The organism is Paraburkholderia sp. 2C (assembly GCF_054589215.1).
The window spans coordinates 380,133-402,290 of sequence record NZ_BAAILL010000032.1; the positions used below are offsets into that span (position 1 = coordinate 380,133).

The following is a 22,158-nucleotide window of genomic DNA, read 5'->3' on the forward strand; positions in this document are numbered from 1 at the left end:
GGCAGGTGCTGGCACCACACTCCTATCTACCGTTGGGCAATCGCGCTCCTGCTGCAGCGCTTTTACGACGCGAAGTTTTTTCTTAGGCCTCCGCCTAAGCAAGCCATGTCTTGAGACGCCAGATCCTCGGAGTATCGCCAACAACTCGTCCGAATACTGTCGTGAAATGCGATTGGCTACGAAAGCCACAGTCAATTGCGATATCGAGCATTGTCATGTCCGAGTGCCTCAAGAGGTGCTGCGCGCGCTCAACGCGGCGACGCAACAGAAAAGTATGAGGCGAATAGCCTGTCGCGCGGCGAAACTGCGCGGCAAAATGCATGCGCGAAAGACCAACGCTCGACGCGATGTCCAGGAGTCGTACGGGTTCAGACAGGTGCGCGTCTATAAACTCCGTCGCACGACGCAATCGCCACCCTGGCAGGGTTGACTCGCGTGACGCCGGCAGCAACGCGGGCCGGGAGAAATGAGTCTCGAGCAGCCGTGCGACGATTGCGGTGCAAACGCTATCGACGTAAAGCGATGCGAAGGCCAGATTCTCTCGCTGTACTTCGACAAGCATTTTGGCAAGTCGTTCTATCGCCGACACGCGCACCGGTTGCGTTGCGCTCATGATTTCACCTGCGAACGGATGGCCGAACGTTTCCTCGTAGTGCCGTTGCAGCATGCTCCGCTGAACGAACAAATGAATCACATCGCACCCGCCAGGAAAAACAGCCTTCGCGCTTTCGCCCGGAGCTGTTACTTGCGTCGAGCCGGGGAAGATCTGTCCATTAAAATTAACGGAGTCTGAACGAAAATGAACATGAGTTGATTTGAGCGCAATGCCCACCGTGTATTCGTCTGCGGCGCTCGTCCTCGCATGCTCGACGTCGTTCGACCGCTGCAACGTCCAACGCGATGCGATCACCTCGCCGGCACTTGCTTCTGGCGGCGTGCGTGTGTCAGCGCTATCAACTGTGGCCGCCGCGGGTTCGGACTGCGGCGGCACACGCCACCTATCCTCGAAGGCAACCAGCAAACGCTCGGGAAGATCAGAACGGTCACGCCCGCTCATGCCGGCGAGCGCTGGGTAGTTGTATAAATACGCTCCTTCCGGAACGCGCGGCAGGCTCCAGCATATTCGAATCGTAGCGGCTGTGATGGCTCGGAATCAAGTTCCGAGCCGCCGCTGCATCACGCACTGCCGACATCGGTATCCCCTTGAAAATCTGGATCGAGGCCTCTGACAAGTTCACACCGACTCACGAGGCGAAAGGCGCATTGCGTGCCGCCGCAGCGCGGTCAGCGGCATCGTGCTTTCGGCTTGCGTACAGTGTGTCCATCGCTTTCTCGCATGTCTCACAATCCGTCCCACGACAGCGTAAATCAGACTCTTGCGTCGGACTTACGGCGGGCCGCTCCCCCATGGAGTTTGAGTTAGAGCACTATCTGAGCATAAATTGGCGTACGTGAGTACTGGACGAATGCGCAAACGAAATGTGCACTATCACAGGCACGATCGAAGTATTAATAGCAATGATCAGCGCGCTTCGCTTAACGTTGGATCAAGCTGTTAGCCAATTGCTAAATCGGTTCAACCGATTTTGATTCGCCCTGTCGCCGCCGACATTTTCGTTGTTGAAACGTACAGTTCCGGAACCTGTTTGTCTCGTATACCGTGAGAGTCATTCGAGCTTTGGATTGTGCGTGGAGTTGCCGCTGTCACTCAGGACACGTGGACACCGTTAGGTTGGTGACGCCGCACCCCGCCTGAACTTTCGAGGCAAGTGGCATTTGTCTTCATTGAGCTTGTGCCGGTCTGCCGCGTTTACTCAATCGGTTTCCCTATCGTAAATATTTTGTCATCCTTACCAGGAAATGTGTATGGACTCTCAGAATAATCAGCGTCAAAAGGAATTTTTCGGTACGCACGAAAATGCCCATTCTAAAATGCTTGAAATGATTGTGGGATATATGAAATCCCAAGTTGTACGCGCAACGGCGTTCTATTCGCTTGCAGAGCATCTGGATAACGGTGTGGTCACCCCTGAGGATATTGCGGCGGTCGAGTCGCTACATCCCGTCGCCACGTTTCGGTTAATGCGCGCATGCGCCGCGCTTGGCATGCTGACTTACGATCGTCAGACGAAGACGTTCGGCTCGACTCAACTGCTTCGCACGCTACGCAAGGATGATCCGGCGTCGTTGCGCAGTTCTGCATTGCTGCAGACGTCCGCATCTCACTGGTTGCCTTGGGGGCGCATTTGCGAGTCGGTGGCATCGGGTGAGCCACAAATAGAAAGTACGCTCGGACATGATTTCTGGACGCATTTAGAAGCGTCGCCAGAGGAAGCTGAAAACTTTACAGACGCGATGAGAAGAGCATCGAGTTTCTTCGACGGCGAAGTCGGAAAGCTTATCGATATGCGATCGGTTAGAACCGTAGTGGATGTCGGGGGCGCCAGTGGAAGTTTTGTTCAAGCCTTGATGGAAGCGAATCCCGAACTGCAGGGCGCAGTATTCGATCTTCCCTCTGTCGTGCCCGCCGCTGAGCGAGCGGCGCATGAACGTGGCATGGATGCCCGGTTCTCAACGAAAGGCGGCGACTTTTTCACGGATCCGCTTCCGGGCGCCGACATGTACCTGTTGAAGATGATCATGCACGACTGGAACGACGAGGCCTGCCTCACAATATTGCGCAACTGCAGGCGGTATATCAATGACGGCGGACGCCTGATAGTTGCGGAAATGGTGGTGGGGGAACCTGGGGATGCCGGCTACGCGCCGCTCACAGACCTGTTAATGATGGTGGCGTTAGGTGGCAAGGAGCGCAGCATTGGCGAATTTGAGCAATTGTTCGCAGATTCGGGTTTTCGCCTGACGTCGACGACACCCACGTCCACGCCGTTCGTACTCGTCGAAGCTGAAGCCATAAGCTAAGTGCGTCTCGAGCGTTGCAATTATCCATATCCCGGGTGCGAGACCTGGCACACGTCGCGCAGGTTGATTCGGCGTTTCAACAAAGAAAAATGAAAGCGCGAGGTTATACATCATTCTTTTGTTACTAATGAAGCCCAGCTGAGGTCAATCATGTCCGTATCAATGAGCGTTGCTGATCTGGATCAAGCCCGAGCCGTGATCAAGGCGGGAGATACAGCTGCTTTTTATGCCTTCATGGCCCACCAAGGCTACAACTATGCGCTCTTTGCAGGGCAGCTGGTTTCCGGCTCCGGATTTGACGGAGCGGCGGCAATAAACTACCTGGTTTCGAGTGCCAAAGCCCGCGGCGTATTGCTTACAGAGCGCGAAGTCCCCCTGCTTGAGTCAAAGCTGGCGACCGCTTGGGTCCTTGCGTTAGCGCGCGTTGCGCAAGAAGATCCGGCCGGTGTAGTCAGTGCCGATCTGGGCTACCAGCAAACGCTCGACCTCCACGCGGCAGTTTTCAGTGAATATGGGTTGAGCAAAGAAGCGTGGATACTAACGGTGCCGGGTGAAATTCTTGGTACTCCATTCATGGAGGCGAACTTCGCATCGCTGCTACTCGAACTGCGCACCTCATCCCGCAAAGAGTCGATAGAGAGCGTGGTATCACTTGTCCTGGCCATGTCATTCGCCATCAGGGATCGCAAGGATCTCAGTCCGCAGCAGATTGGAACTGCAAGCAAATGGCTGCTGACCAACGCGTTCAATGTCGGTTCTGATCTTGCGACAATCGCGAGGGCTTCGGTGTTGGGTAGTCGTGGCTAACGCGAAGCGACGGGACATCATTCCGTATTTGCACGAAAAATTCGTGTTCTTCCTGGGCAAATATCTCGCATTGAATTGCTTAACATTCCATAACTGTGCATCTCGCACAATCATTCCGGTTGCTCCAGAAGCCTCATAGTTCCGGCAACGCGATCGCATGCCGCACGGCACGGGTCATTCACGCGCTGCAAGGAAAACGCCTTTGTGACATTGCACAAATGGATTGTTATTTCCTCTGGTTCTCAGCCGCTGAGATGCGTGGTCAATCACGTCTCCCATTTCAGAAAACGGAAGTTTCGGGGCACGACGCGAAGCAACCTCAACATAAAGTCGATGTGGAGAACGGGCCTGGACAGACGTACGTCTCGCCAAAAGGCTGGTGCGACAAGGCAGCCGGTCCGTTGCCTTGATTCGCTCCTTCGTCGTCAACATCTCCATTGTTGAAACGCACAAATCCGGGAATTGTTCGCCTCGTATATCGTGAAGGGCATTGGAGCGTCGGTTGCGGACTATACGCAGCGCTATCATTGTCTGGAGAAAGAGATGAGCGGTGAAGTACCAAAATATGGCAGTGCGGTCCATTCGATTGACCACTTCGCGCTGGACGTACCATCCATTGCCGAAGCGCGCCACTTTTATAGTGCATTCGGACTACAGGTTAGTGAGGTTGGCAGCGGAGCCGATGCGCATCTCGAGCTGCGCGCGGTCGATGGTCATCGTTGGGCTCGCATCCTTCCCGCTGCGCGGAAGTCACTTGCCTATCTGAGCTTTAGCTGCTTTGAAAGCGATCTCGATCCCCTTTTGCAGCAGTTGCGCGAGGCGGGCGGCACACCGAAGGGTGACGACGCAAGGCTTGGGGTAAGTGAAGAACATATCCAGCCCGGCTTCTGGTTCAATGATCCCGACGGTAATCTTATTCATGTCGGCGTAGGACCGAAGACCTCACCACGACGAAAACACGAGTCCCGCTGGCAGGAGACGGGCAGCGATTCACGGGCAGTCCTGCCTCTTTCCCAGACGGCAACTGTCCGGCCGAGACGAATGAGTCACGTTGGACTGTTCACTCCAGACATAGATCGTGCCGTTAATTTCTATCAGCGCGCGCTTGGTCTGCGCCTGTCAGATCGTGCTGCTCCTTTCGCAGCTTTCATGCATGGTGCGCACGGGAGCGATCACCATATCGTTGCATTTGCAAAGAGCAGTGCCAAAGGCTGGCATCACGCGGCGTGGCATGTCGATGGCGTCAATGAGGTCGGCATTGGTTCTGCACAGATGGCCGCGGCTGGGTACACGCGCGGTTGGGGCACTGGCCGTCATGTCCTCGGATCGAACTATTTTCACTATGTGATGGATCCCTGGGGATCGTTTTCTGAATTCTCGTCGGACATTGACTTCGTAAGCGCGGACGTATCCTGGCAGGCAGGAGAGTTTGCACCGCAAGACGCGCTCCGTCTATGGGGCCCAGACGCGCCTCCCTATTTCGTCGAAAACACAGAAGTTTGAGACGCTGGAACGCATGCATGAGTGCTCCGCGAACAGGACACCTGCAACGTCTCTGAACGAGCTCCAACAGTTTCATAACCGGGAACCACGAGTCGATTATGGTAGAAAATATTGCTCCCACCGAACTCCCTATTCACGCTCTCCTCGCCGGCCGCTGGAGCCCTCGCGCTTACTCCGGGGATCCGGTAACCCGCGAGCATCTCCGCTCTGTATTGGAAGCAGCACGTTGGGCACCTTCTTCGTACAACCTGCAGCCTTGGCGTTTCATTGTATTTGATCGCACCATCGATGCGATCGCATATAAAGAGGCGTTTGCGACGCTCGCGCCAGTCAATCAGGGATGGAATGGCCCGGTACCTATATTGATCGCCGTTACAACGCATACGCTGACGGCCAAGGGCGACGTCAACCGTTGTGCGCAGTACGACGCCGGAGCTGCGTCAATGGCGCTGGTCCTGCAGGCGCACGCGCTTGGTCTCGCCGCGCACCAGATGAGCACGCTCGACGTGGGCGAGTTCCGCCGCAAATTTGCGATTCCGGATGAGGTCGATGTCATTGCGATGATCGCATTGGGTCATTACGGCGATGTGGACGAGCTGGCTCCCGTCTACCGCGAACGCGAGCGGGCGCCGCGAACACGTTTACCGCTTGCGGAAATTGCCTACGAAAGCGGCTGGAAACGTGGGCTTTGAGTGACCTTTAATTGGCGCAAACTTTGGCCTCGGCACAGAAGCGAGCTATTGCCGCAGCACGGCTGTGGTGCGAATCGGCATGACTCGCTTCGTGCAGCTTCAACGCAGTGAACAATCGTGCGATCCAACTCGGTGCGCTAAGGTCCGCGTCCAGTAGCATTTCGATGCGGTTGAGGCGATACGCGAGCGTATTGGGGTGAATATTGAGTGCAGCGGCTGTTGCCTTTCTGTGCTGGCGATGGTCAAAATAGCTTTGAAGTGTCCGAATCAGATCTTTCTCATAGATGAGCGCGTCGAGCACCATCGCGAAATAGCGCAGCGCGCTTTCATTGGTACACACGCTTTTTTCGATAACGATGTCAGAGTAAAAAAGCACCTTTACCGAGCCTTTCCGGCAACCTCGCAAAGCGTTAAGGGCACTCATGGCCTCCTCTGCCGAGCGCGTCCAGCCTCGCAAATTTTCGTTTGCCAGCCCGACACCGATTGCATGCACCTGCATATTGTGCTCGGCAAATCGATCAAGCGCCTTTGAAAGCATGAGCTGACTTTTCATAATTGAATTGTCGCGTGCGCGAGGCACCCACGCGACGAAGTGACCACACCGCGTGACGTACGCTAGTTGCTCGACAGCAAGTTTCAGGTACCTGGCAATGCTTTGCACCAGGACCGCATGAATGTCTCCGCATCGCTCGGTGTGAGAATGAGCACCAAGGAAGTCGATAACGAGTGCAACTCGCGGCAAGGAAAGGTCGAAGCCTAGTCTATAACCAAGCTCAGCGAACGCGCGCGTGTCGCCTGTTTCGTCAAAAATTAGCTCCCCCAGACGACGACGCATTTCGTCGACAGAACACAAGTACATTGCAGCGCCTGTTCAAGAAAAGTCAGTTGACGCGCCGGTCGATCAAAACAACATCCGAAGAAATGTCGTGATCTTCTCTGAACAGCGCTATGTCGTCTACTCGCTCGAGTGGCGAGGCGATAATCACGGTCAAAGATTAAGGTTTCGCCTATGGGCCGTCAATCGACGAAAACAGCACGCTGCAAAATAGTCACATTCCATAACGTTTGGATCACGAAGTAAATTATCGATGAGATTGTCGTCATAGCATGCGGAGTCGTTCACAGCGGAAGATGCAAATTGGGAACCGCAAGAAATCGCCATGAAGTGCGCAAGGATTTGATAGACACACCGTTGTTAGTCTGTTTTTTTGCGCAAGACGGAATTTCAGCCTTCGCCCTGATGCTTACATAACCCGTACAGAAAAGATAAGCCTATTCTCCGCGTGGCGCGGTCAGGGTAGAGACGCGAAACTGAGCAGGTGTGATGCCGATTTTCTCGCGAAACACGCGACTGAAATGCGATTGACTCGAAAAGCCGACGAAGCTGGCAATATCGGCCAGCGAATCGCCGCGGCGTAGCAGGTGGACCGCCTGCGCGATTCGCCGCTCGATGACGAAGCCATGCGGCGATGTCCCACAAGTGGCTTTGAACGCGCGTGCAAAGTAATAGGGGCTCAGATTGACCAGGCGACTGAGCGTCGAAATGCTCAGATCCGATGCAAGATTTTGCTCAACGTAGTCGTGAATTCGCTGCATGCTGGCGGAGGACAACCGCTGGCCGGTACCGGCCTTGGTTGACGTATCTGGAGCAATAAATCGCGGAGACATTCGTTCACTGATAAAACCGAGCAGGGCAATCGACAATCCCTCTGCATACAGGCGCCCCGTGAGGCAGCCACCCTGCACTTCGGCTTGCATGGCTTCAATCAATGCGGTCAGCCTGCGGTCGCTAAACAGATCTCCGGTGAGCGTCGCTCGCGGCCGCTCCGGCAGCAACGAGGCAATATGTGTCATGGACAGTTCGATCAGCACGGACTGACCCGAGGAACAGCGCCAACGTCCCCTGTCGATTTCGAAACCCGCTTCCACCAATTTCGTTCTACCCGGCAAAATATCCCATAAATAGCGATGACAACCCGAGCGAACCTCCGTGTATCCGAAGATGGTGGAACTCGTCATGATGAGCGGATTTGGGCAACAAATCTGTGCAATGTCGTGTACCCCAGGAATCATGCGGACCTCGAGTGGAAAGCCGTGCCATTGAGAGCCGCTGCTGGAATTCAGCAATTCGCCTTTGGCTGAGGCGTGTATGCCGTTTTCCATCAGGACAATGTGTGATTCGATAGCGGGATTCATGTTCATCCATTCCATGTCCGGTGAGATGGCTTGCACTGCGCCCTGACGAGCGCATTACGACACTGCAGTATCAGGACGCAGTTTCACTCAATCCGCGCCGATACGTCCTGAGACCAACGACGACGCATCGTTGCGCCGCTATTGCTATCCGCTTGCCAAATCGAATAGGTCTGTGCCGTAAAGTGAGACGTCCGCATGCCAGACGGTGTGGCCGATGGATCGACACGGGAACCCCGTGTAGAGGAACCCGATTGCCTTCCGAAAAATTGGCCAAATAGCTTCCGTTTCGGCCCGGCTTACACGCGAAAGTCGGGCCTCGCGCCGGGCGACGGCGCCCCACCTGCAGAAGAATGCGACCCGAACCGGCGTCGGCTCGCGACGTTGAGGCATGCGACATCGAGAACGGTAATGTCTAACGGCCGTTTCGACCGAGGGGCGGACAATCGTGATGCAGCACTTCGATGACCGTTACACGGAGCGAAGCCGCCACCCAACTTGCGGGGTGACGAGGAAGGGAGTCGTACGTGACGCTCACGCAATATCGGAGAGTGATACCTCGGCTATCGTCCCGCGACCGGAGAGTCATGACTGCTCGCTCGTCAATACCCATCTTTTTGGGAGGATTTCCCACGACGACGGAATAGATAGGCGCATGAGGTGTTTTGGGCCAAAGTCCAGCCCTTACTTCCGACGACAGGCATGAACGAGGGCAGGATTTCCCGGTGGACGCCTACGGCCGTCACTCGCTGCTCCGTTGCAAGGCGGGGCAGGATCTGCCGGACAGATCGTTTGTGCTTCGGTCAGCTTTTTGAAATATGGATAATGTAACGACCTATCATGACGCACCTTGACGGTTCGCAGATTCACCAAGAGCAGTCCGTCGGGTGCCCTCGACATCATACATGGCGAATTTAATGACCTCCACCCTGCAAACTGATCGATACGACCAAAATAAAGAATTGGAATCTGATCGCATCCGAGAAATAGAACAGTTTTACGTCGTGGTTCGCAAAGAAATCATGGCTGCCGCTTCCCCTGAATTTGCGCGAGAGACCGCCATGAGCCAAATTTATTGCGACGATGGCCTCGGGATTGCACTGAAGAACGTCCCAAGCGTGCCATTTAATCGATGGCTGGGAATCGGGGTCGATCGGCCTGCGACCGAGCAAGCAGTCGACCGTGCAATCAATTGGCTGACGGAGCACGCCAGCAGCACGTGGGGTCTGGAAGTTACTCCAGCGGCCTCGCCTGCTGAATTGGTAGATTGGATCGAGATGCGAGGGTTGCGTGCTATGCCCGGAGGCTTTGCGACTTTCTGGCGCGACGCCATTCAGGTAGAGCATTCGCCTGAAACCGAGTTCGTCATACGGCGGGCTGACGCCGCAGACGCCGATGTTTTTGGCACCACTGCGGTGACCTGCTTCGGAATGCCGGCTAGCTTTAAGTCCTGGATGTCGGCTTTTCCCGGGCGACCCGGATGGCACACCTATCTTGCCTCTCGCGATGCGACTCCTGTGGGAGTTGCCGCAATGTTCATCAAGGCGGGTATGGCCTGGCTTGGTATTGATGCCACCCTGCCTGCATTTCGCGGCCAGGGCATCCATGGAGCGCTGCTGTCCACGCGCATTCGAGACGCTGCTCAAAACGGTACCAGGTTACTTACCATTGAGACGGACAGGCCCGGCGCGAACGACCCGCCCAATGCAGCTTATCGGAACATCGAGCGTGCAGGCTTTGCTCTGTCGCATTCGCGGCTGCATTACGGCAAGGTCTGCGAATTGGAGAATGAGCGTTCACCAGGATGACGATTTTCAACAAGCTGGTAAATTTATGACCGTATCGATCTACGCCAATCGCGAAGCACCGGCAGGCGCCGACCGTGGGTAGGTCGTGGTCACGTCGAACGCGGCATCCCACGCCGGTTAAAGCAACACCGTAAAAGGTGATCGTTTAAGACCGAGCAGTTCGCGTAACGACACCACAGAGGCCTCGCGGCCCGCCGCACCGTACGCTTTGGCGCACGCGCTCTGCACATTCGGCGCGCGACGCAATGGAATCGTGTAATCCGCACCGAGCGGAATCAGCAGCATGCCGAACGTGCGTGCGTGCGTGTGCGCTGCGATTGCGCTTGCCGGTGCAGGATGAACGCGTCGAGCGGCGAGGATGCGCGCTCGGGCGGCTTGCGCTCGAGACGGCGCGTCATGGCCTGCAGCAGTTGGCGCGCGTTCTGGAAGTCGCCGCGCCACAGCAGCGCGGTGCCTTCGCGTGCGAGGCGGTAGGCGGAATCGGCCGTCGTGTGATGGTCGGCGAGCACGATGCGTTTCGGCGGCGGCACGCCCGCTTCGGAGCGCCAGCGCGCAGACTGCCGACCGTCGGCTTCGGGCCAGTTGATCGTCGCAAAAGCGGTGGGAACAGCGGGAGAATCGGCGGATGTTGTCATGATCGGATGAGAGTGGCGAAGGACATGATGCAGCAGTGTCTTCGTCACGATCGACTTCATGCGAAACCAGTTGAAGGACATCGCAATATCCGGCTGCGCAGCGATGGACTACCCGGCGCGATAGATTTCTTGCGCGTTCGCGTAAAGCGCACCGTTCGTGTATTTCAGGCCGGTATCGGAGGCCACCGTAACGACACGGGCCTGCGGGCCTAGCTCCTTAGCAAGCCGCAACGCGGCCACGACGTTTAGCCCTGTCGAGGTGCCGACGAACAGACCCTCTTCGCGGGCCAGACGGCGACACATTTCGCGCGCCTCGCCCTCGGAAACGGCCCATGCCTCGTCATAAAGTGTCCGATCAAGCAGAGGCGGCACGAAGCCGATACCGATGCCTTCCACATGATGCTCGCCAGCGCGGCCCTCGGTGATGAACGGCGAGCAGGCCGGCTCCAGTATCACGATGCGCGTGTCCCGGCGCGCGGCCTTCAAGGCACGGGACACGCCCATTATCATGCCCGCCACGCCGACCGCTCCGCAAAACGCGGTGATGCCGCCGGGAAATTGCCGGATCAGCTCGGTGCCGATCTGCTCGTAGCCGATCAGTGCGTCGCGATTGTTGAACTGATCGGTCAAATAGCAATTGCCCTGCGCGGCGATTTCCCGAGCCCGCGCGATCATGGCGGGAATCAGGTCTGCGCCGATTCTCCCGGACAGGCTGTCGATGATCTCCACCTCGGCGCCGAGCGCGCACATCGTTCTTAGTTTTTCCTGCGCGAAGGCATTGGACGATACGATCCGGAGCCGATAGCCCTTGACAGCGCAGACAAAGGCGAGCGACGAGCCGGTACTGCCGCCGCTGGCCTCCACGACGCACATGCCGGGCCGCAAGGCGCCACGCCGCTCGGCCTCCTCGATCATGGTCCGCGCCATGCGGTCCTTGTATGAGCCCGTGGGATTGAAGTACTCGAGCTTCAGATAGACCGAAGCGTGATGGAGCGGCACCACGCGTCGCAACTTGACGACCGGGGTGTTACCGATCGCGTCGAGCGCCGAGGCGTGCGGCATCGGGACGGGCGCGCTCATGGGCGATGCCGGCTCGGTGGGCGCCATACCGTGTCCGCGACAAGACCGGCAGATGGGTTCGGCGTGTCTATCAAAGTCCGAGCGCGTCGCTTAGACTGACCTCGCCGCGCTGCAGGACCTTCACGTGGTCAGTGCCGAAGCTCCGGCCGCCGATGCCCCAAGCGCCGCTCGCGACCTCCTCGATCACCACCCAGGTGATCGGCCGCATGGCTTCGCCCTCGATTTCCACGAGTGCGTCGGTAATCTTCTCGATGATGCGCTGCTTCTGTTCGGGGGTGAAAACGCCCTCGATTGCTTTAACGGACACGAATGGCACAGCGGCCCTCCTGACATGGCGGCGTGCGGCCGGGGAGCACGCCAGGTGAAGACCGCGACGCGGCGGCGCATCCCGGCGCACCGCTTGATCTTTATCGCTGTAGTAGAGTATCGGCACAAACCCGGCCGGACACCATGCACATTTCGGGACAAACTCGCCGAAGTGTCCGAGCGAAAACAGCAGACACTTGACAGCGTGAAGTCCACCTCGCACTCCGTTCGCAGGACCTCACTCGCCCTTCAACTGGCCGGCGAGCTCGAAACCCGCATCAGCACCGGTGCCTTGCCGCCTGGCGCGCGCCTGCCTTCGATCCGTCAGTTGGCAAGCGACCATCAGATCAGCCGTTTTTGCGTGGTCGAGGCCTACGAGCGACTTGTGGCGCAGGGGCTGGCGCGCTCGCGTCATGGTTCGGGCTTCTATGTCGCCGACGATCCGGCGCGCCAACGCGTCGATCATGCGCGAGCCCGCTCGACGCTCGCGGACGAGGCTTCCTTGCAGATCCTGCAGCAATTCAACCCGGCCGGTCCGATGCTCAAACTGAGTAGCGGCTTCGTGCCCGAAGCGTGGCGCGATATTGACGGGATTGCGCACGCGATTGGCCTGGCGCGCCGGGGCGACGCCGCCAACCTGACCGACTACGCGGCGCCCGAGGGCACTCCCGCCCTGCGGCAAGCGCTGCTGGACCGCGCTCGCCGTGTTGGATTACGCGGCGATCTGTCGAATATCGCGATCACAAACGGTGCCAGCCAGGCGCTCGACCTGGTGGTACGCACCAGGCTGAGTCCCGGTGATACGGTGCTCGTTGAAGATCCCGGCTACTACAATTTGTTCGGTTTGCTGCAGTTGCAAGGCGTGAAGCTGGTCGCGATCGCGCGCACGCCGGAAGGACCGGATATCGAGGCTGTCGACGCGATGGCGCGACGCATGCGACCGAAACTCCTGTTCGTCAACACGGCCTATCAGAATCCAACCGGCAGCAGTCTGGCGCCCCATGTCGCGTTCCGGCTGCTGCAGCTTGCCCAACAGCACGACTTCGCGATCGTTGAGGACGATGTGTATGCGGATCTGCAACCGCAGCCCACGCAGCGCATCGCCGCCCTCGATACGCTGAAGCGTGTGATTTACATTAGCGGGTTGTCGAAGACACTTTCGTCGTCGTTGCGGATCGGTTACGTGATCGCTGATGCGGCCAGCATCCGCGAGATGGTCAATGTCAAGGTGCTGACGAGCCTCGGCGGCAATCGCCTGGCGGAAGCCGTGGCGGCTGCAGTGCTTGAGCGCGGCACCTATCGCAAGCACCTCGTGCAATTACGCCGCCGGATGCAGCGTGCACTCACAGCCACATTGTGCGCACTCGGCGAGGCGGGCTGGAACGTGGCCGGTCCGCCCACCGGCGGTAGCTTCGTCTGGGCCCGCGTTCCCGGCATCCACGATGCGGAGACCCTGATTCGACTCGCGAGCGAATTCGACATCGCGCTCGCGCCAGGCGCGTCGTGCAGGCCCGGCAGTGAGCGTTGCCCTTGGGTTCGCATCAATGTGGCATTCGCGCAAGATCCGCGCGCGCTAGCCTTTTTTAGCCGCGCAGGACAGGCGGCGAAATCACCGCGGCGCTAACCCTCGAGGGATTACGCGCAAATTATTCCTCGGGGGTTCGGCTATTGTCGGCAATGCCGGCGATAAGCCAGCGTCCATCGGGTTGACGCACAAGATTGACGACGTTGGTGCCCCAGTGGTGCAACTTCCCATTTATAAAGAATTTGTAAGGCACCCAGATAACCGCAATATCGTCATCAATCAGGATGACAGGATCATCAATTTGCTCGTCCAGATTACCGTCCGAGAAGGGTCTTTCGACCAGCGCACGCAGCGTGTAGTGAAGTACGCGCCCGCCGCGAATGATCGTAGCGCCCCCGTCCGGCATCACCTGTGCGAGCATCGCTTGATGGTCACGTCTACGTATGCCTTCGAGTAGCGCTTCAAGGGGTGCCAAAACGTTCTGCTCTTGTTCAGTTAAGCGAGCTGGCATGGGCGGGTTCCTTAATTGGGCAGGGAATGATCTTAACGCTTGGCTGACCGATTACCAACTGCAAAAATCGCTTCTAGTCAGGTGCCGAGCATGTCATTGATGCCGCGTTGACGCGAGCACTGACACGAGGCCTCCAGGTCTGTGCGGTTGATGGCATTGAGCCGACGCCAGCAATGTTCGCTCGTGCGGCCCAAGTTCACGATCGACATACTTGCGATGCGGTTTTCGAACGGCCGCACAGACATATTCGCGCTCATCGGGAGGTTCGCACGGGTCATCGCGACTTTGTCCTCTCGCCTCATCACCGCCGGGTCGACAATGCCTCCAGAGAAACACGCGGAATAAAACAGATGGGCTGCCTGTTTAAGCCGTGTCACAGCAAAAAAGCGCTCCGCACGACGGGTAACCACTGCTGGAAAGCGGTAAGTGTCATGTATGTGTTACGTATTCTTCGTCGAAGTTTTATGGAGATGATCATGAGTATCCCTTATTTTATCGTGAAGCCTGAGGAGCGCGAGCGAGCGCTCAACGTTGTCGGCACGCAGGTGACCGTTCTGGCGTCGAACTCCTCGACGCTCGCTCGGCAACGATGAGATCGCCGCGTTGCCGGCGAGTTTGGCGCACTGGCTGCAAGGGCGGCTGAACTGGCCTCTAAGGTTATCCGATGATTCAACCCGTGACCTGGCTTCTGGCGGCATCGTTTCTCGCCGAGCTTGTGCTTGCCAGCGGGGTTCTTGTCGAATTCCCTATCCTTTGAGCGAGGCAAGATATGACTGCATCCAACAGAACCACAGTCGAGACCATGCTTAACGCGTGGATGGCGGGCGATAGCACCGCCTTCCCTTCGATCCTGTCTGACGATATTGAATGGACGGTCGCAGGTTGCTCGCTGATTGCAGGAACAACGCGGGGACGCAAAGAGCTGGCAGCAGTCGCGCTACCGTTCGGTGCTCGTTTTGCGCACTCCAACGACCGTTTTCGCCCGCGTTGCATCAACGGCGTCTATTCAGACGGCGACGTCGTCATCGCGCATTTCGATGCGGCCGGCATCGCCAACGACGGCAAGCTTTACTCGAACAGTTATGTCTGGCTGCTGACAATGAGCAGTGGGAAGATTGTCCGGGCAACCGCCTTCTTCGACAGCATCGCATTCGACAACTTCTGGCGACGCGTTCAGCCGGAGTAGAACGGGGTATGGGCTCCCGCCTGTTATAGCGAACTCACGCTCCAATTGCGCAAATGATCGACTATGCGCGTGCGTTGTTGCGCCAAAAGGTTCCGACAACACGCGTCGCACCATGGCTAACCCTTCAGTCCTGCCCGCGCGACTATTCTTCCGCGCTCGCTAGCGTCGCTTCAATCCAAGGCAGTAACGCCGAAACGCGCGCGAGGTGTCGCACATCCAGATGTGTCAATGTCCAGATTTCGCGTTCAGGAAGCGCCGCGCCAGGATAGCCGACACGCGTGATCCCCGAGGCGGGACCGGCGACGATACATGGCAACATCGATCTCCCGAGTCCGCTGTCGATTGTTAGCGATTCAGGAGAGGTACCGGGCAACGGCAAGACGAAGACCGCACGCCTATGGGTATATGTCCGTGACGATCGTGCATCGGCAGACATGACGCCGCCGGCCGTGTGGTTCGCTTATACGCCCGACCGCAAGGGCATCCACCCACAGCAACATCTCGAGTCGTTCAGCGGCACGCTGCAGGCCGATGCGTATGGCGGATATCAGGCCCTATACGAAACCAGCCGCGTAACAGAAGCGGCGTGCTGGGCGCACGCCCGACGACAGTTCTACGAGTTGCATGCATCGCGTCCGAATGCGCTGAACACTGAAGCGCTTGAACGCATCGGTACGCTGTACAGGATCGAAGAAGCGATCCGGGGCAAGGCGGAAGTTTTATGGTTACCTCTACACCCCGCATCTTTCTCGACTACCTCACTCCAAACGGCGGAAGGCAGCAGGAGTCGAACCTACCAGAGAGTGTCTGACACCCCCTACTGGATTTGAAGTCCAGCCGCACCACCAGATGCGTATGCCTTCCCTTGACAACTCGTTGCATCTACAACATCTCACTCAACCTGCTATCCACCCGCAACAAATGAACATCACGCTGAAAACGCGTATACCCAACACGATCGAAAAACTCTAAAACCTGAATCGCCCGCTTACGCCCCAGTCCCGTTCCATCGCGAAACGCGGCGGCCGAAAGCGCGCCGCCCTGCTCCGCCGCCAGTTGTGCTACGACGCGCGCAAGCTCGCGCAGCGAATCGCGATGGTAAAAGAGATCGCGCACCACCTGATACACGTCACCTTGCCGCGCAAGCTTGCGCAGCAGCGCGCGCACGTCGTCTTCATGCCGATGCACGGCCGCTGCCAGCTCGCGCACCCAGGGTGGATCGAAGCGCCCGTCTGCCATTAAAGGCAACAGCATCTGCTTAAGCGCTTCTTCCCGCTGGTCGAGCGATACCGCATGCTCGGGCAGATGCAGCCACGGCCCACTCCTCGAAACAAGGCCTTCGGAAACGAGCGAAGCGATCAACGCGTGCCACAACGCATCGGCTAACAAAGGCGCTGCAATGCGCCGCAATCGCGCGGAATCCGGCCCCTGCTCGTCTGGAAATCGCGTGTGAAACTGCTGCAAGGCGCCGATGACCCGCTCGCGCATTCCGTCCCAGTGACGCCTCAGCACAACGAACCCGTCATCGGCCGCCTTGCCGTGCAGCGCGATATCGATCGCGTCATGCGGCAGCTTCAGCGCGTCGTGCGGCACGCCCGTCAGACAGACGAGCGTCGAGCGCTGCATCCCGCGCGGCGCGTGTTCGAGTAGCGGCTCGATACGTCCATCGTCGAGCCACGTCTGCAAAGCATCGAGCCAGGCGCGCCGGTCCGGGGTCCGACGTTTGCGCGCCGGACCGAACGGGTCAAGCACGCGCCCGCCCCCAACCGTGCGCGTCGCCTGGGCATTGCGCGCAATAAAACGATCGCCGGGCAGCGCGCAAAGCGGGGTATCGAATACCAGTTGCGCACGCGCCTTTTCTCCGGCCGCCAACGTCTCGCCCTCGAGCAAAACGACATGCGCGACGCGATGCGTCGTGCCGAGGTGAATGTGCAACGGTGCCCAGTGTTGCACCTCGAGGCCCGCCTCTTCGAGCAGCGTTAACTGGACATCGAGCCGCTCCGAAGGCCTGGCTAAGCGCGCATCGATAATCCAGTCGCCGCGCGCAATCGCATCCTTGTCGATACCGGCAAGGTTGAGCGCGCAACGTTGTCCCGCGTGCCCGCTGTCCGCCGCGCGATTCTGCGCGTGGATGCTGCGCACGCGAACCGGTTCGAGCGCCGGGGCAAGCATCAAGGTTTCGCCCGCTGCCACGCGGCCCGCGAACACCGTTCCGGCGACAATCGTTCCGTGGCCTGCAAGCGTAAACACCCGATCGATTGCCAGACGGAATAGCGCATCGGCGCGGCGCTCGCGCGAAACCAGCGCCGCCGCATCGCGAAGCCACGCATTGAGTGCGGCAACGCCCGCATCGCCGTCCGCTGTCGCATTCGTTTCGAAAATCGGCGCACCCGCCAATACCGTCGACGCGAGCCACGCGCCGATCTCGCCACGCACTTGCGCAAGCCGCACCACATCGACGCGATCGACCTTCGTCAACGCAACCGCACCGCGTGTCACACCAAGCAACTGCAGAATCGCCAGATGCTCGCGCGTTTGCGGCATCACGCCATCGTCGGCGGCAATCACGAGCAGGGCGACGTCGATGCCGCACGCACCGGCGGCCATCGTATGCACGAGCTTTTCGTGACCCGGCACGTCGATCACGCCAAGCACGTCGCCGTTTGCAAGCGGCGTATACGCATAACCGAGTTCGATTGAAATGCCGCGCGCCTTTTCTTCCTTCAGGCGGTCGGTATCGACGCCCGTCAACGCGCGTACGAGCGTCGTCTTGCCATGGTCGATATGACCCGCGGTGCCGACGATCATAGGCGCAGCTCCGCGCATTGCGCGATAAACGACGCCTCGTCCGCTGCATCGAGGCAACGCAAGTCGAGCCGCAATGTATCGTCGGCGATGCGGCCGAGCACCGGGCGCGGCAATTCGCGCAGCGCTTTTTCCAGTTGCATGAGCGCGCGGCCGCCGCGCTTTGCACCGGCAACGCGTACCGCGAGCCCATAGCTCGGCAACTGATCGATGGGCAATGCGCCGCTGCCGATCTGGCTGAACATCGGCTCGACCGTCGCCGCATAACGCTCGCCCACTGCAAGCTGCAAAGCGGGCTGCACGCGCAGCGCAGCGGCGTGCATATCGTCCGCGGGCCGCGTCAGAAGACGCAACGTGGTCAGCCTTTGCGCAAGCAATTCCGGCGCGCGATACAACTGCAGCACCGGTTCGAGCGCCGCTAAGGTGAGCTTGCCCACACGCAGCGCGCGTTTCAATGGATGCTTCTTTATCGCGCGAATCAATGCTTCGCGCCCGACGATCAGCCCCGCCTGCGGGCCGCCCAGCAGCTTGTCGCCGCTGAACGTGACGAGATCGGCGCCCGCGCCGATCGTGCCGCGCACGGTCGGCTCGGCAGGCAAGCCCCATTGCGCAAGGTCGATCAACGTGCCGCTGCCGAGATCGAACGCAACCGGCAAGGCATGACGATGGGCGATCTGCGCCAGTTCGTCGATATCGACGCTTTTCGTAAAACCGCTGATCGCATAGTTACTGCAATGCACTTTCATCAGCAACGCAGTACGCGGGTTGATTGCCTCGTCGTAATCCTTTGCATGCGTGCGGTTCGTCGTGCCGACTTCGCGCAGCCGCGCGCCGGCGCGCGTCATGATGTCCGGAATCCGAAACGAGCCGCCTATCTCGACGAGCTCGCCGCGCGAGACGACCACCTCTTTTTTCGATGCAAGCGCCGACAAGGTCAGCAAAACCGCGGCCGCGTTGTTATTGACGACAGTCGCCGCTTCAGCGCCCGTCAATTCGCAAATCAGGTCGTCGACCAGATCGTCGCGATCGCCGCGATCGCCGGTGGCGAGATCGAATTCGAGGTTGGTAGGCCGCGTGAGCGCGTCGACGACTGCGCGCACCGCTTCGTCGGGCAGTAATGCGCGGCCGAGATTCGTGTGCAGGACCGTGCCGGTCAGATTGAACACCGCACGCATGCGGCTGCAGGCACGCGCTTTGAGCACATGGCTTGCGTGCGCGATGATTCGTGCTTCGTATATCGAATCTGCGGCATCCGGGTCATCGGGCGCATCCGCGTGCGACGCCCCTCCGCCCGCGAGAATCTCTGTGCGCAGCACCTCGAGCGCGCCACGCACCGCATCGACAACCTGCGTGCGCCCATATGCGTCGCTCAACGCCTGCACCGCGTGCGCCGACATCACACGCTCGACCGCCGGCAGGCGCGCCAGGCGCGCACGCCGCCGCTCACTCGTCGCCGCATCGCTCACGCGTGCCTCCCGATTAACGGTCCGAGGTTGCTTCAGGCCACAGCAGCGGATTCGGCGCACTGCGTTGATAGCCCGCTTCATTCATCAGCAGATCGAGCGTGAGGCTCGCGAGGTCGTCCGCAAGCGGCTCGATATCGACGTCCTTTTCGAGGTAGCCGATCTTCCGGTACGTATGACATTCGTCGCACGATTCGGCCTTCAATGCCTCACTGCCGCCTTCGACGCCGTGATACGCAATCCCCTTCGTCGAATCGCAATTCGAGCACTTCACGCGAACCATATGCGCCTCGGTGCCGCACAGCCCGCATTGCAGATAGCGATAACCCTGGTACGGGCCGCCGATCCGCACGACGCTCGCGACCGGTTGCGCGCCGCAGACCGGGCACGCGCCCGGCGTGTCGAGATAAGGAATATCGCGCACGTCGAACCGGCTGGCGAGATCGGTCCATACCACCTGGAGCGCAGCCATCACGAACGGCGCGGTAGCCGTATCGACCTCGTTGAAGCGCTGTGAGAGGATTGCATCCGCTTGCGCGTCGAGCTGCGCGGCACCCGTCAGACGCAGTCCGTCGAGCACCTTGCCAAGCGCCGGCGACACCGGGCCGGCAGCCTCGATGCGATCGAGCACGCGCTGCAGGACGTCGCGCCATGCGGGATCGTGCTGCTGCCGAAGCGTGGCAATGAGCGCGGGAACGAGCGGCATCGCGTTTTGCTGGGCCTGTGCGATGGCATCGGCGTCCGGCATCGATGCTTCGAACCTTGCAAGCACCTGCTGCTGCGCATCGGCAAGCGACGCCATCAGCCGCAGATAGCCGCCGATCGGATTGCCGTTGGCCAGCGTGCGCAAACGCGCCGCGCGCGTGGAAAAGAAAGACGCCCGTTCGGGCAGACGGATGCGTGGAATAGCGGACTGATCGAGCGACTCGATCTGCCCCGGCTCGAGTATGCGCTGCACCAATTGCGTGGCTCCGGTTATGCGAAACGTGCTCGGTTATCGATGATCGACACGCGCCAGCGCGCGCGTGACTTCCGATTCTGGCGTCGGTTTCGCCGATCAGCAAGCACGCAAAACCCGCAGCCCGTGCAAGATGGCCGAGCGCACGCATGGACGCACGCGTGGGCACCCGCTATTTGATGCTCTCCCGGAACCAGCGCGGATGATGCTTCCTGGCCCAGCCGAGCGTGACCGTACCGCGCACCATCGCGCTGACCGAGCCCTTGATCCACAGCGCGGCATAGATATGCACGATGATGCCGACGATCAGCACGAACGCCGCGATCGCATGCACGAGCGCCGCTGCTCTTACGAGGCCAATCGGGAAATAAAACGAAAAGTAGGCCCGCCAGATCACGATACCGCTCAACAGCAGCAGGACGAGGCACACGACCATCACGAAGAACAGCAGCTTCTGTCCGGCGTTGTAGCGCCCGATTTCGGGCAGTTTCTCCTCGCGATTGGCGAGCACGTCGTCAATTTGACGCATCCATTGCCAGTCGTGGTCGTCGAGATAGTTGTGACGCCAGAAACGCAAGGCAAGAATCAGAAACGACACGAACATCACAAGCCCGACGAACGGATGCAGAATGCGTGTCCACTGGCCGCCGCCGAACAGCGCGGACAGCCAGAACATCGCCGGATGAAACATCGCGAGACCGGATAGCGCGAGCAGCACGAACGTAATCGCGGTAATCCAGTGATTCGTGCGCTCGTTTGCCGTATAGCGCACGATCAGGTTCGGATCGTGTTCTCTCATTTGGTCGGCTCCTCGGTTTTGCCTTCCGGACTGTCGACGGTTTGCGAACCGCGCTGCTCGCGGATTCTGCGCGCTTCGTCGCGCGCCGCGAGTTCGTCGTCTTCGGTCACCTCGTTCGGACCGACGCGCGTGTAGTGGAAAAAGCCCGCGAGCGCGGTAAGCGCAATGCCTGCGAGCGCAAGCGGCTTGGCGATGCCCTTCCAGACGCGCACCATCGGACTGATCGTCGGGTTATCGGGCAGGCCGTGATACAGCGACGGCTGGTCCGCATGATGCAGCACATACATCACATGCGTGCCGCTCACTCCCGCCGGGTTGTACAACCCCGCATGCTCGAAGCCACGCTCCTTGAGGTCGACGATCCGTTCTTCCGCATGCGCGATCATGTCGACCTTCGTGCCGAACACAATCGCGCCGGTCGGACACGTCTTCACGCAAGCCGGCTCCTGTCCGACCGCCACGCGGTCCGAACACAGCGTGCATTTGTACACACGATGGTCGGCCTTCGAGAGCCGCGGAATATTGAACGGACACCCTGCGATGCAATAACCGCAGCCGATGCAGTTTTCTTCATGAAAATCGACGATGCCGTTCGTGTATTGAACGATCGCACCCGGCGACGGACACGCTTTCAGACACCCCGGATCCTCGCAATGCATGCAGCCGTCCTTGCGGATCAGCCACTCGAAGTTGCCGTTCGGATTCTCGTATTCGGCAAAGCGCATCACCGTCCACGAATGTTCGGTGAGATCGTGCGGATTGTCGTAAACGCCCGTGTTGACGCCGATTTCATCGCGCAGGTCGTTCCATTCCATGCACGCGGTCTGGCAGGCCTTGCAGCCGATGCACTTGGTGACGTCGATCAGTTTCGCGACGCTGCCGGTCGCCGGCTCGCGCACCGACGTCGGCTGCACGGTGGTAGCCGACTGGCGTCTGATATCGAGTGATTGCAGTGCCATGGCGCC

19 protein-coding genes, 1 tRNA gene and 2 pseudogenes are annotated in these 22,158 nt (G+C 59.2%); 8 read left to right on the top strand and 14 right to left on the bottom strand.

Annotated elements, in window-relative coordinates:
* Positions 1 to 94: 94 nt before the first annotated feature.
* Positions 95 to 1,057: a helix-turn-helix domain-containing protein gene (locus tag ACYPXD_RS09895; protein ID WP_459710313.1), complete on the bottom strand. Its 963-nt coding sequence runs from the start codon at positions 1,055 to 1,057 to the stop codon at positions 95 to 97.
* Between the two features lie 809 nt (positions 1,058 to 1,866).
* On the opposite strand from ACYPXD_RS09895, the gene ACYPXD_RS09900 reads away from it, so the two are divergent.
* The 4 genes from ACYPXD_RS09900 to ACYPXD_RS09915 all read left to right on the top strand — a co-directional run bounded on the left by ACYPXD_RS09900 (position 1,867) and on the right by ACYPXD_RS09915 (position 5,924).
* The gene (locus ACYPXD_RS09900; protein WP_459710315.1) at positions 1,867 to 2,922 is read left to right on the top strand and encodes a methyltransferase; all 1,056 of its coding nucleotides are present in this window, start codon (positions 1,867 to 1,869) and stop codon (positions 2,920 to 2,922) included.
* 150 nt (positions 2,923 to 3,072) lie between these two features.
* The gene (locus ACYPXD_RS09905; protein ID WP_459710318.1) at positions 3,073 to 3,729 is read left to right on the top strand and encodes a hypothetical protein; all 657 of its coding nucleotides are present in this window, start codon (positions 3,073 to 3,075) and stop codon (positions 3,727 to 3,729) included.
* A gap of 543 nt (positions 3,730 to 4,272) precedes the next feature.
* Positions 4,273 to 5,232, top strand: a complete 960-nt coding sequence (locus tag ACYPXD_RS09910) for a VOC family protein (protein ID WP_459710321.1) — start codon at positions 4,273 to 4,275, stop codon at positions 5,230 to 5,232.
* Positions 5,233 to 5,330: 98 nt separating this feature from the next.
* Positions 5,331 to 5,924: a nitroreductase family protein gene (locus ACYPXD_RS09915; protein WP_459710323.1), complete on the top strand. Its 594-nt coding sequence runs from the start codon at positions 5,331 to 5,333 to the stop codon at positions 5,922 to 5,924.
* A gap of 7 nt (positions 5,925 to 5,931) precedes the next feature.
* Here ACYPXD_RS09915 and ACYPXD_RS09920 read toward each other — a convergent pair whose 3' ends face one another.
* Positions 5,932 to 6,783: a PucR family transcriptional regulator gene (locus tag ACYPXD_RS09920; RefSeq protein WP_459710326.1), complete on the bottom strand. Its 852-nt coding sequence runs from the start codon at positions 6,781 to 6,783 to the stop codon at positions 5,932 to 5,934.
* Between the two features lie 413 nt (positions 6,784 to 7,196).
* Positions 7,197 to 8,120 carry a helix-turn-helix transcriptional regulator gene (locus ACYPXD_RS09925; RefSeq protein WP_459710329.1) on the bottom strand — a complete coding sequence of 308 codons (924 nt, stop codon included), beginning with the start codon at positions 8,118 to 8,120 and terminating at the stop codon, positions 7,197 to 7,199.
* 914 nt (positions 8,121 to 9,034) lie between these two features.
* On the opposite strand from ACYPXD_RS09925, the gene ACYPXD_RS09930 reads away from it, so the two are divergent.
* Positions 9,035 to 9,925, top strand: coding sequence for a GNAT family N-acetyltransferase (locus ACYPXD_RS09930; RefSeq protein WP_459710331.1), 891 nt, complete (start codon positions 9,035 to 9,037; stop codon positions 9,923 to 9,925).
* Positions 9,926 to 10,072: 147 nt separating this feature from the next.
* On the opposite strand, the pseudogene ACYPXD_RS09935 reads toward ACYPXD_RS09930, so the two are convergent.
* The 3 genes and pseudogenes from ACYPXD_RS09935 to ACYPXD_RS09945 form a co-directional block, all read right to left on the bottom strand.
* Positions 10,073 to 10,560 (bottom strand): annotated as a pseudogene (locus ACYPXD_RS09935) (methyltransferase); the annotation flags it as partial.
* A 108-nt stretch (positions 10,561 to 10,668) separates the two neighbouring features.
* Positions 10,669 to 11,640 carry a PLP-dependent cysteine synthase family protein gene (locus ACYPXD_RS09940; RefSeq protein WP_459710333.1) on the bottom strand — a complete coding sequence of 324 codons (972 nt, stop codon included), beginning with the start codon at positions 11,638 to 11,640 and terminating at the stop codon, positions 10,669 to 10,671.
* A gap of 70 nt (positions 11,641 to 11,710) precedes the next feature.
* The gene (locus ACYPXD_RS09945; RefSeq protein WP_459710335.1) at positions 11,711 to 11,956 is read right to left on the bottom strand and encodes a tautomerase family protein; all 246 of its coding nucleotides are present in this window, start codon (positions 11,954 to 11,956) and stop codon (positions 11,711 to 11,713) included.
* Between the two features lie 45 nt (positions 11,957 to 12,001).
* On the opposite strand from ACYPXD_RS09945, the gene ACYPXD_RS09950 reads away from it, so the two are divergent.
* On the top strand, positions 12,002 to 13,570 hold the full coding sequence (locus ACYPXD_RS09950; RefSeq protein WP_459710337.1) for an aminotransferase-like domain-containing protein: 1,569 nt from the start codon (positions 12,002 to 12,004) through the stop codon (positions 13,568 to 13,570).
* A 22-nt stretch (positions 13,571 to 13,592) separates the two neighbouring features.
* Here the strand turns inward: ACYPXD_RS09950 and ACYPXD_RS09955 are convergent, their stop codons facing one another.
* Together ACYPXD_RS09955 and ACYPXD_RS09960 are read right to left on the bottom strand one after the other, a co-directional pair.
* Positions 13,593 to 13,982: a Cif family virulence factor gene (locus ACYPXD_RS09955; RefSeq protein WP_459710340.1), complete on the bottom strand. Its 390-nt coding sequence runs from the start codon at positions 13,980 to 13,982 to the stop codon at positions 13,593 to 13,595.
* Positions 13,983 to 14,059: 77 nt separating this feature from the next.
* Complete coding sequence (locus ACYPXD_RS09960; RefSeq protein WP_459710342.1) at positions 14,060 to 14,392, bottom strand: hypothetical protein; 333 nt, start codon at positions 14,390 to 14,392, stop codon at positions 14,060 to 14,062.
* Between the two features lie 359 nt (positions 14,393 to 14,751).
* Here ACYPXD_RS09960 and ACYPXD_RS09965 point away from each other — a divergent pair, with 359 nt between their 5' ends.
* Positions 14,752 to 15,168, top strand: coding sequence for a nuclear transport factor 2 family protein (locus ACYPXD_RS09965; RefSeq protein ID WP_459710345.1), 417 nt, complete (start codon positions 14,752 to 14,754; stop codon positions 15,166 to 15,168).
* 362 nt (positions 15,169 to 15,530) lie between these two features.
* Positions 15,531 to 15,875 (top strand): annotated as a pseudogene (locus ACYPXD_RS09970) (IS66 family transposase); the annotation flags it as partial.
* Positions 15,876 to 15,939: 64 nt separating this feature from the next.
* Here ACYPXD_RS09970 and ACYPXD_RS09975 read toward each other — a convergent pair.
* The 6 genes from ACYPXD_RS09975 to fdxH all read right to left on the bottom strand — a co-directional run bounded on the left by ACYPXD_RS09975 (position 15,940) and on the right by fdxH (position 22,152).
* Positions 15,940 to 16,032 (bottom strand) — tRNA-Sec (locus ACYPXD_RS09975).
* A gap of 18 nt (positions 16,033 to 16,050) precedes the next feature.
* Positions 16,051 to 17,976 carry a selenocysteine-specific translation elongation factor gene (gene selB / locus ACYPXD_RS09980; RefSeq protein WP_459710347.1) on the bottom strand — a complete coding sequence of 642 codons (1,926 nt, stop codon included), beginning with the start codon at positions 17,974 to 17,976 and terminating at the stop codon, positions 16,051 to 16,053.
* A complete protein-coding gene (gene selA / locus ACYPXD_RS09985; protein ID WP_459710349.1) occupies positions 17,973 to 19,439 on the bottom strand; it encodes an L-seryl-tRNA(Sec) selenium transferase in 1,467 nt (488 codons plus the stop codon). The genes selB and selA overlap by 4 nt, the downstream gene beginning before the upstream one ends.
* Before the next feature lie 13 nt (positions 19,440 to 19,452).
* Positions 19,453 to 20,397, bottom strand: coding sequence for a formate dehydrogenase accessory protein FdhE (fdhE, locus tag ACYPXD_RS09990; RefSeq protein WP_459710351.1), 945 nt, complete (start codon positions 20,395 to 20,397; stop codon positions 19,453 to 19,455).
* A gap of 169 nt (positions 20,398 to 20,566) precedes the next feature.
* On the bottom strand, positions 20,567 to 21,193 hold the full coding sequence (locus tag ACYPXD_RS09995) for a formate dehydrogenase subunit gamma (RefSeq protein WP_459710353.1): 627 nt from the start codon (positions 21,191 to 21,193) through the stop codon (positions 20,567 to 20,569).
* Positions 21,190 to 22,152 (bottom strand): formate dehydrogenase subunit beta, encoded by a 963-nt coding sequence (gene fdxH / locus ACYPXD_RS10000; protein ID WP_459710355.1) that lies wholly within the window; start codon positions 22,150 to 22,152, stop codon positions 21,190 to 21,192. Before fdxH ends, ACYPXD_RS09995 begins: the two co-directional genes overlap by 4 nt.
* Positions 22,153 to 22,158: the final 6 nt, after the last annotated feature.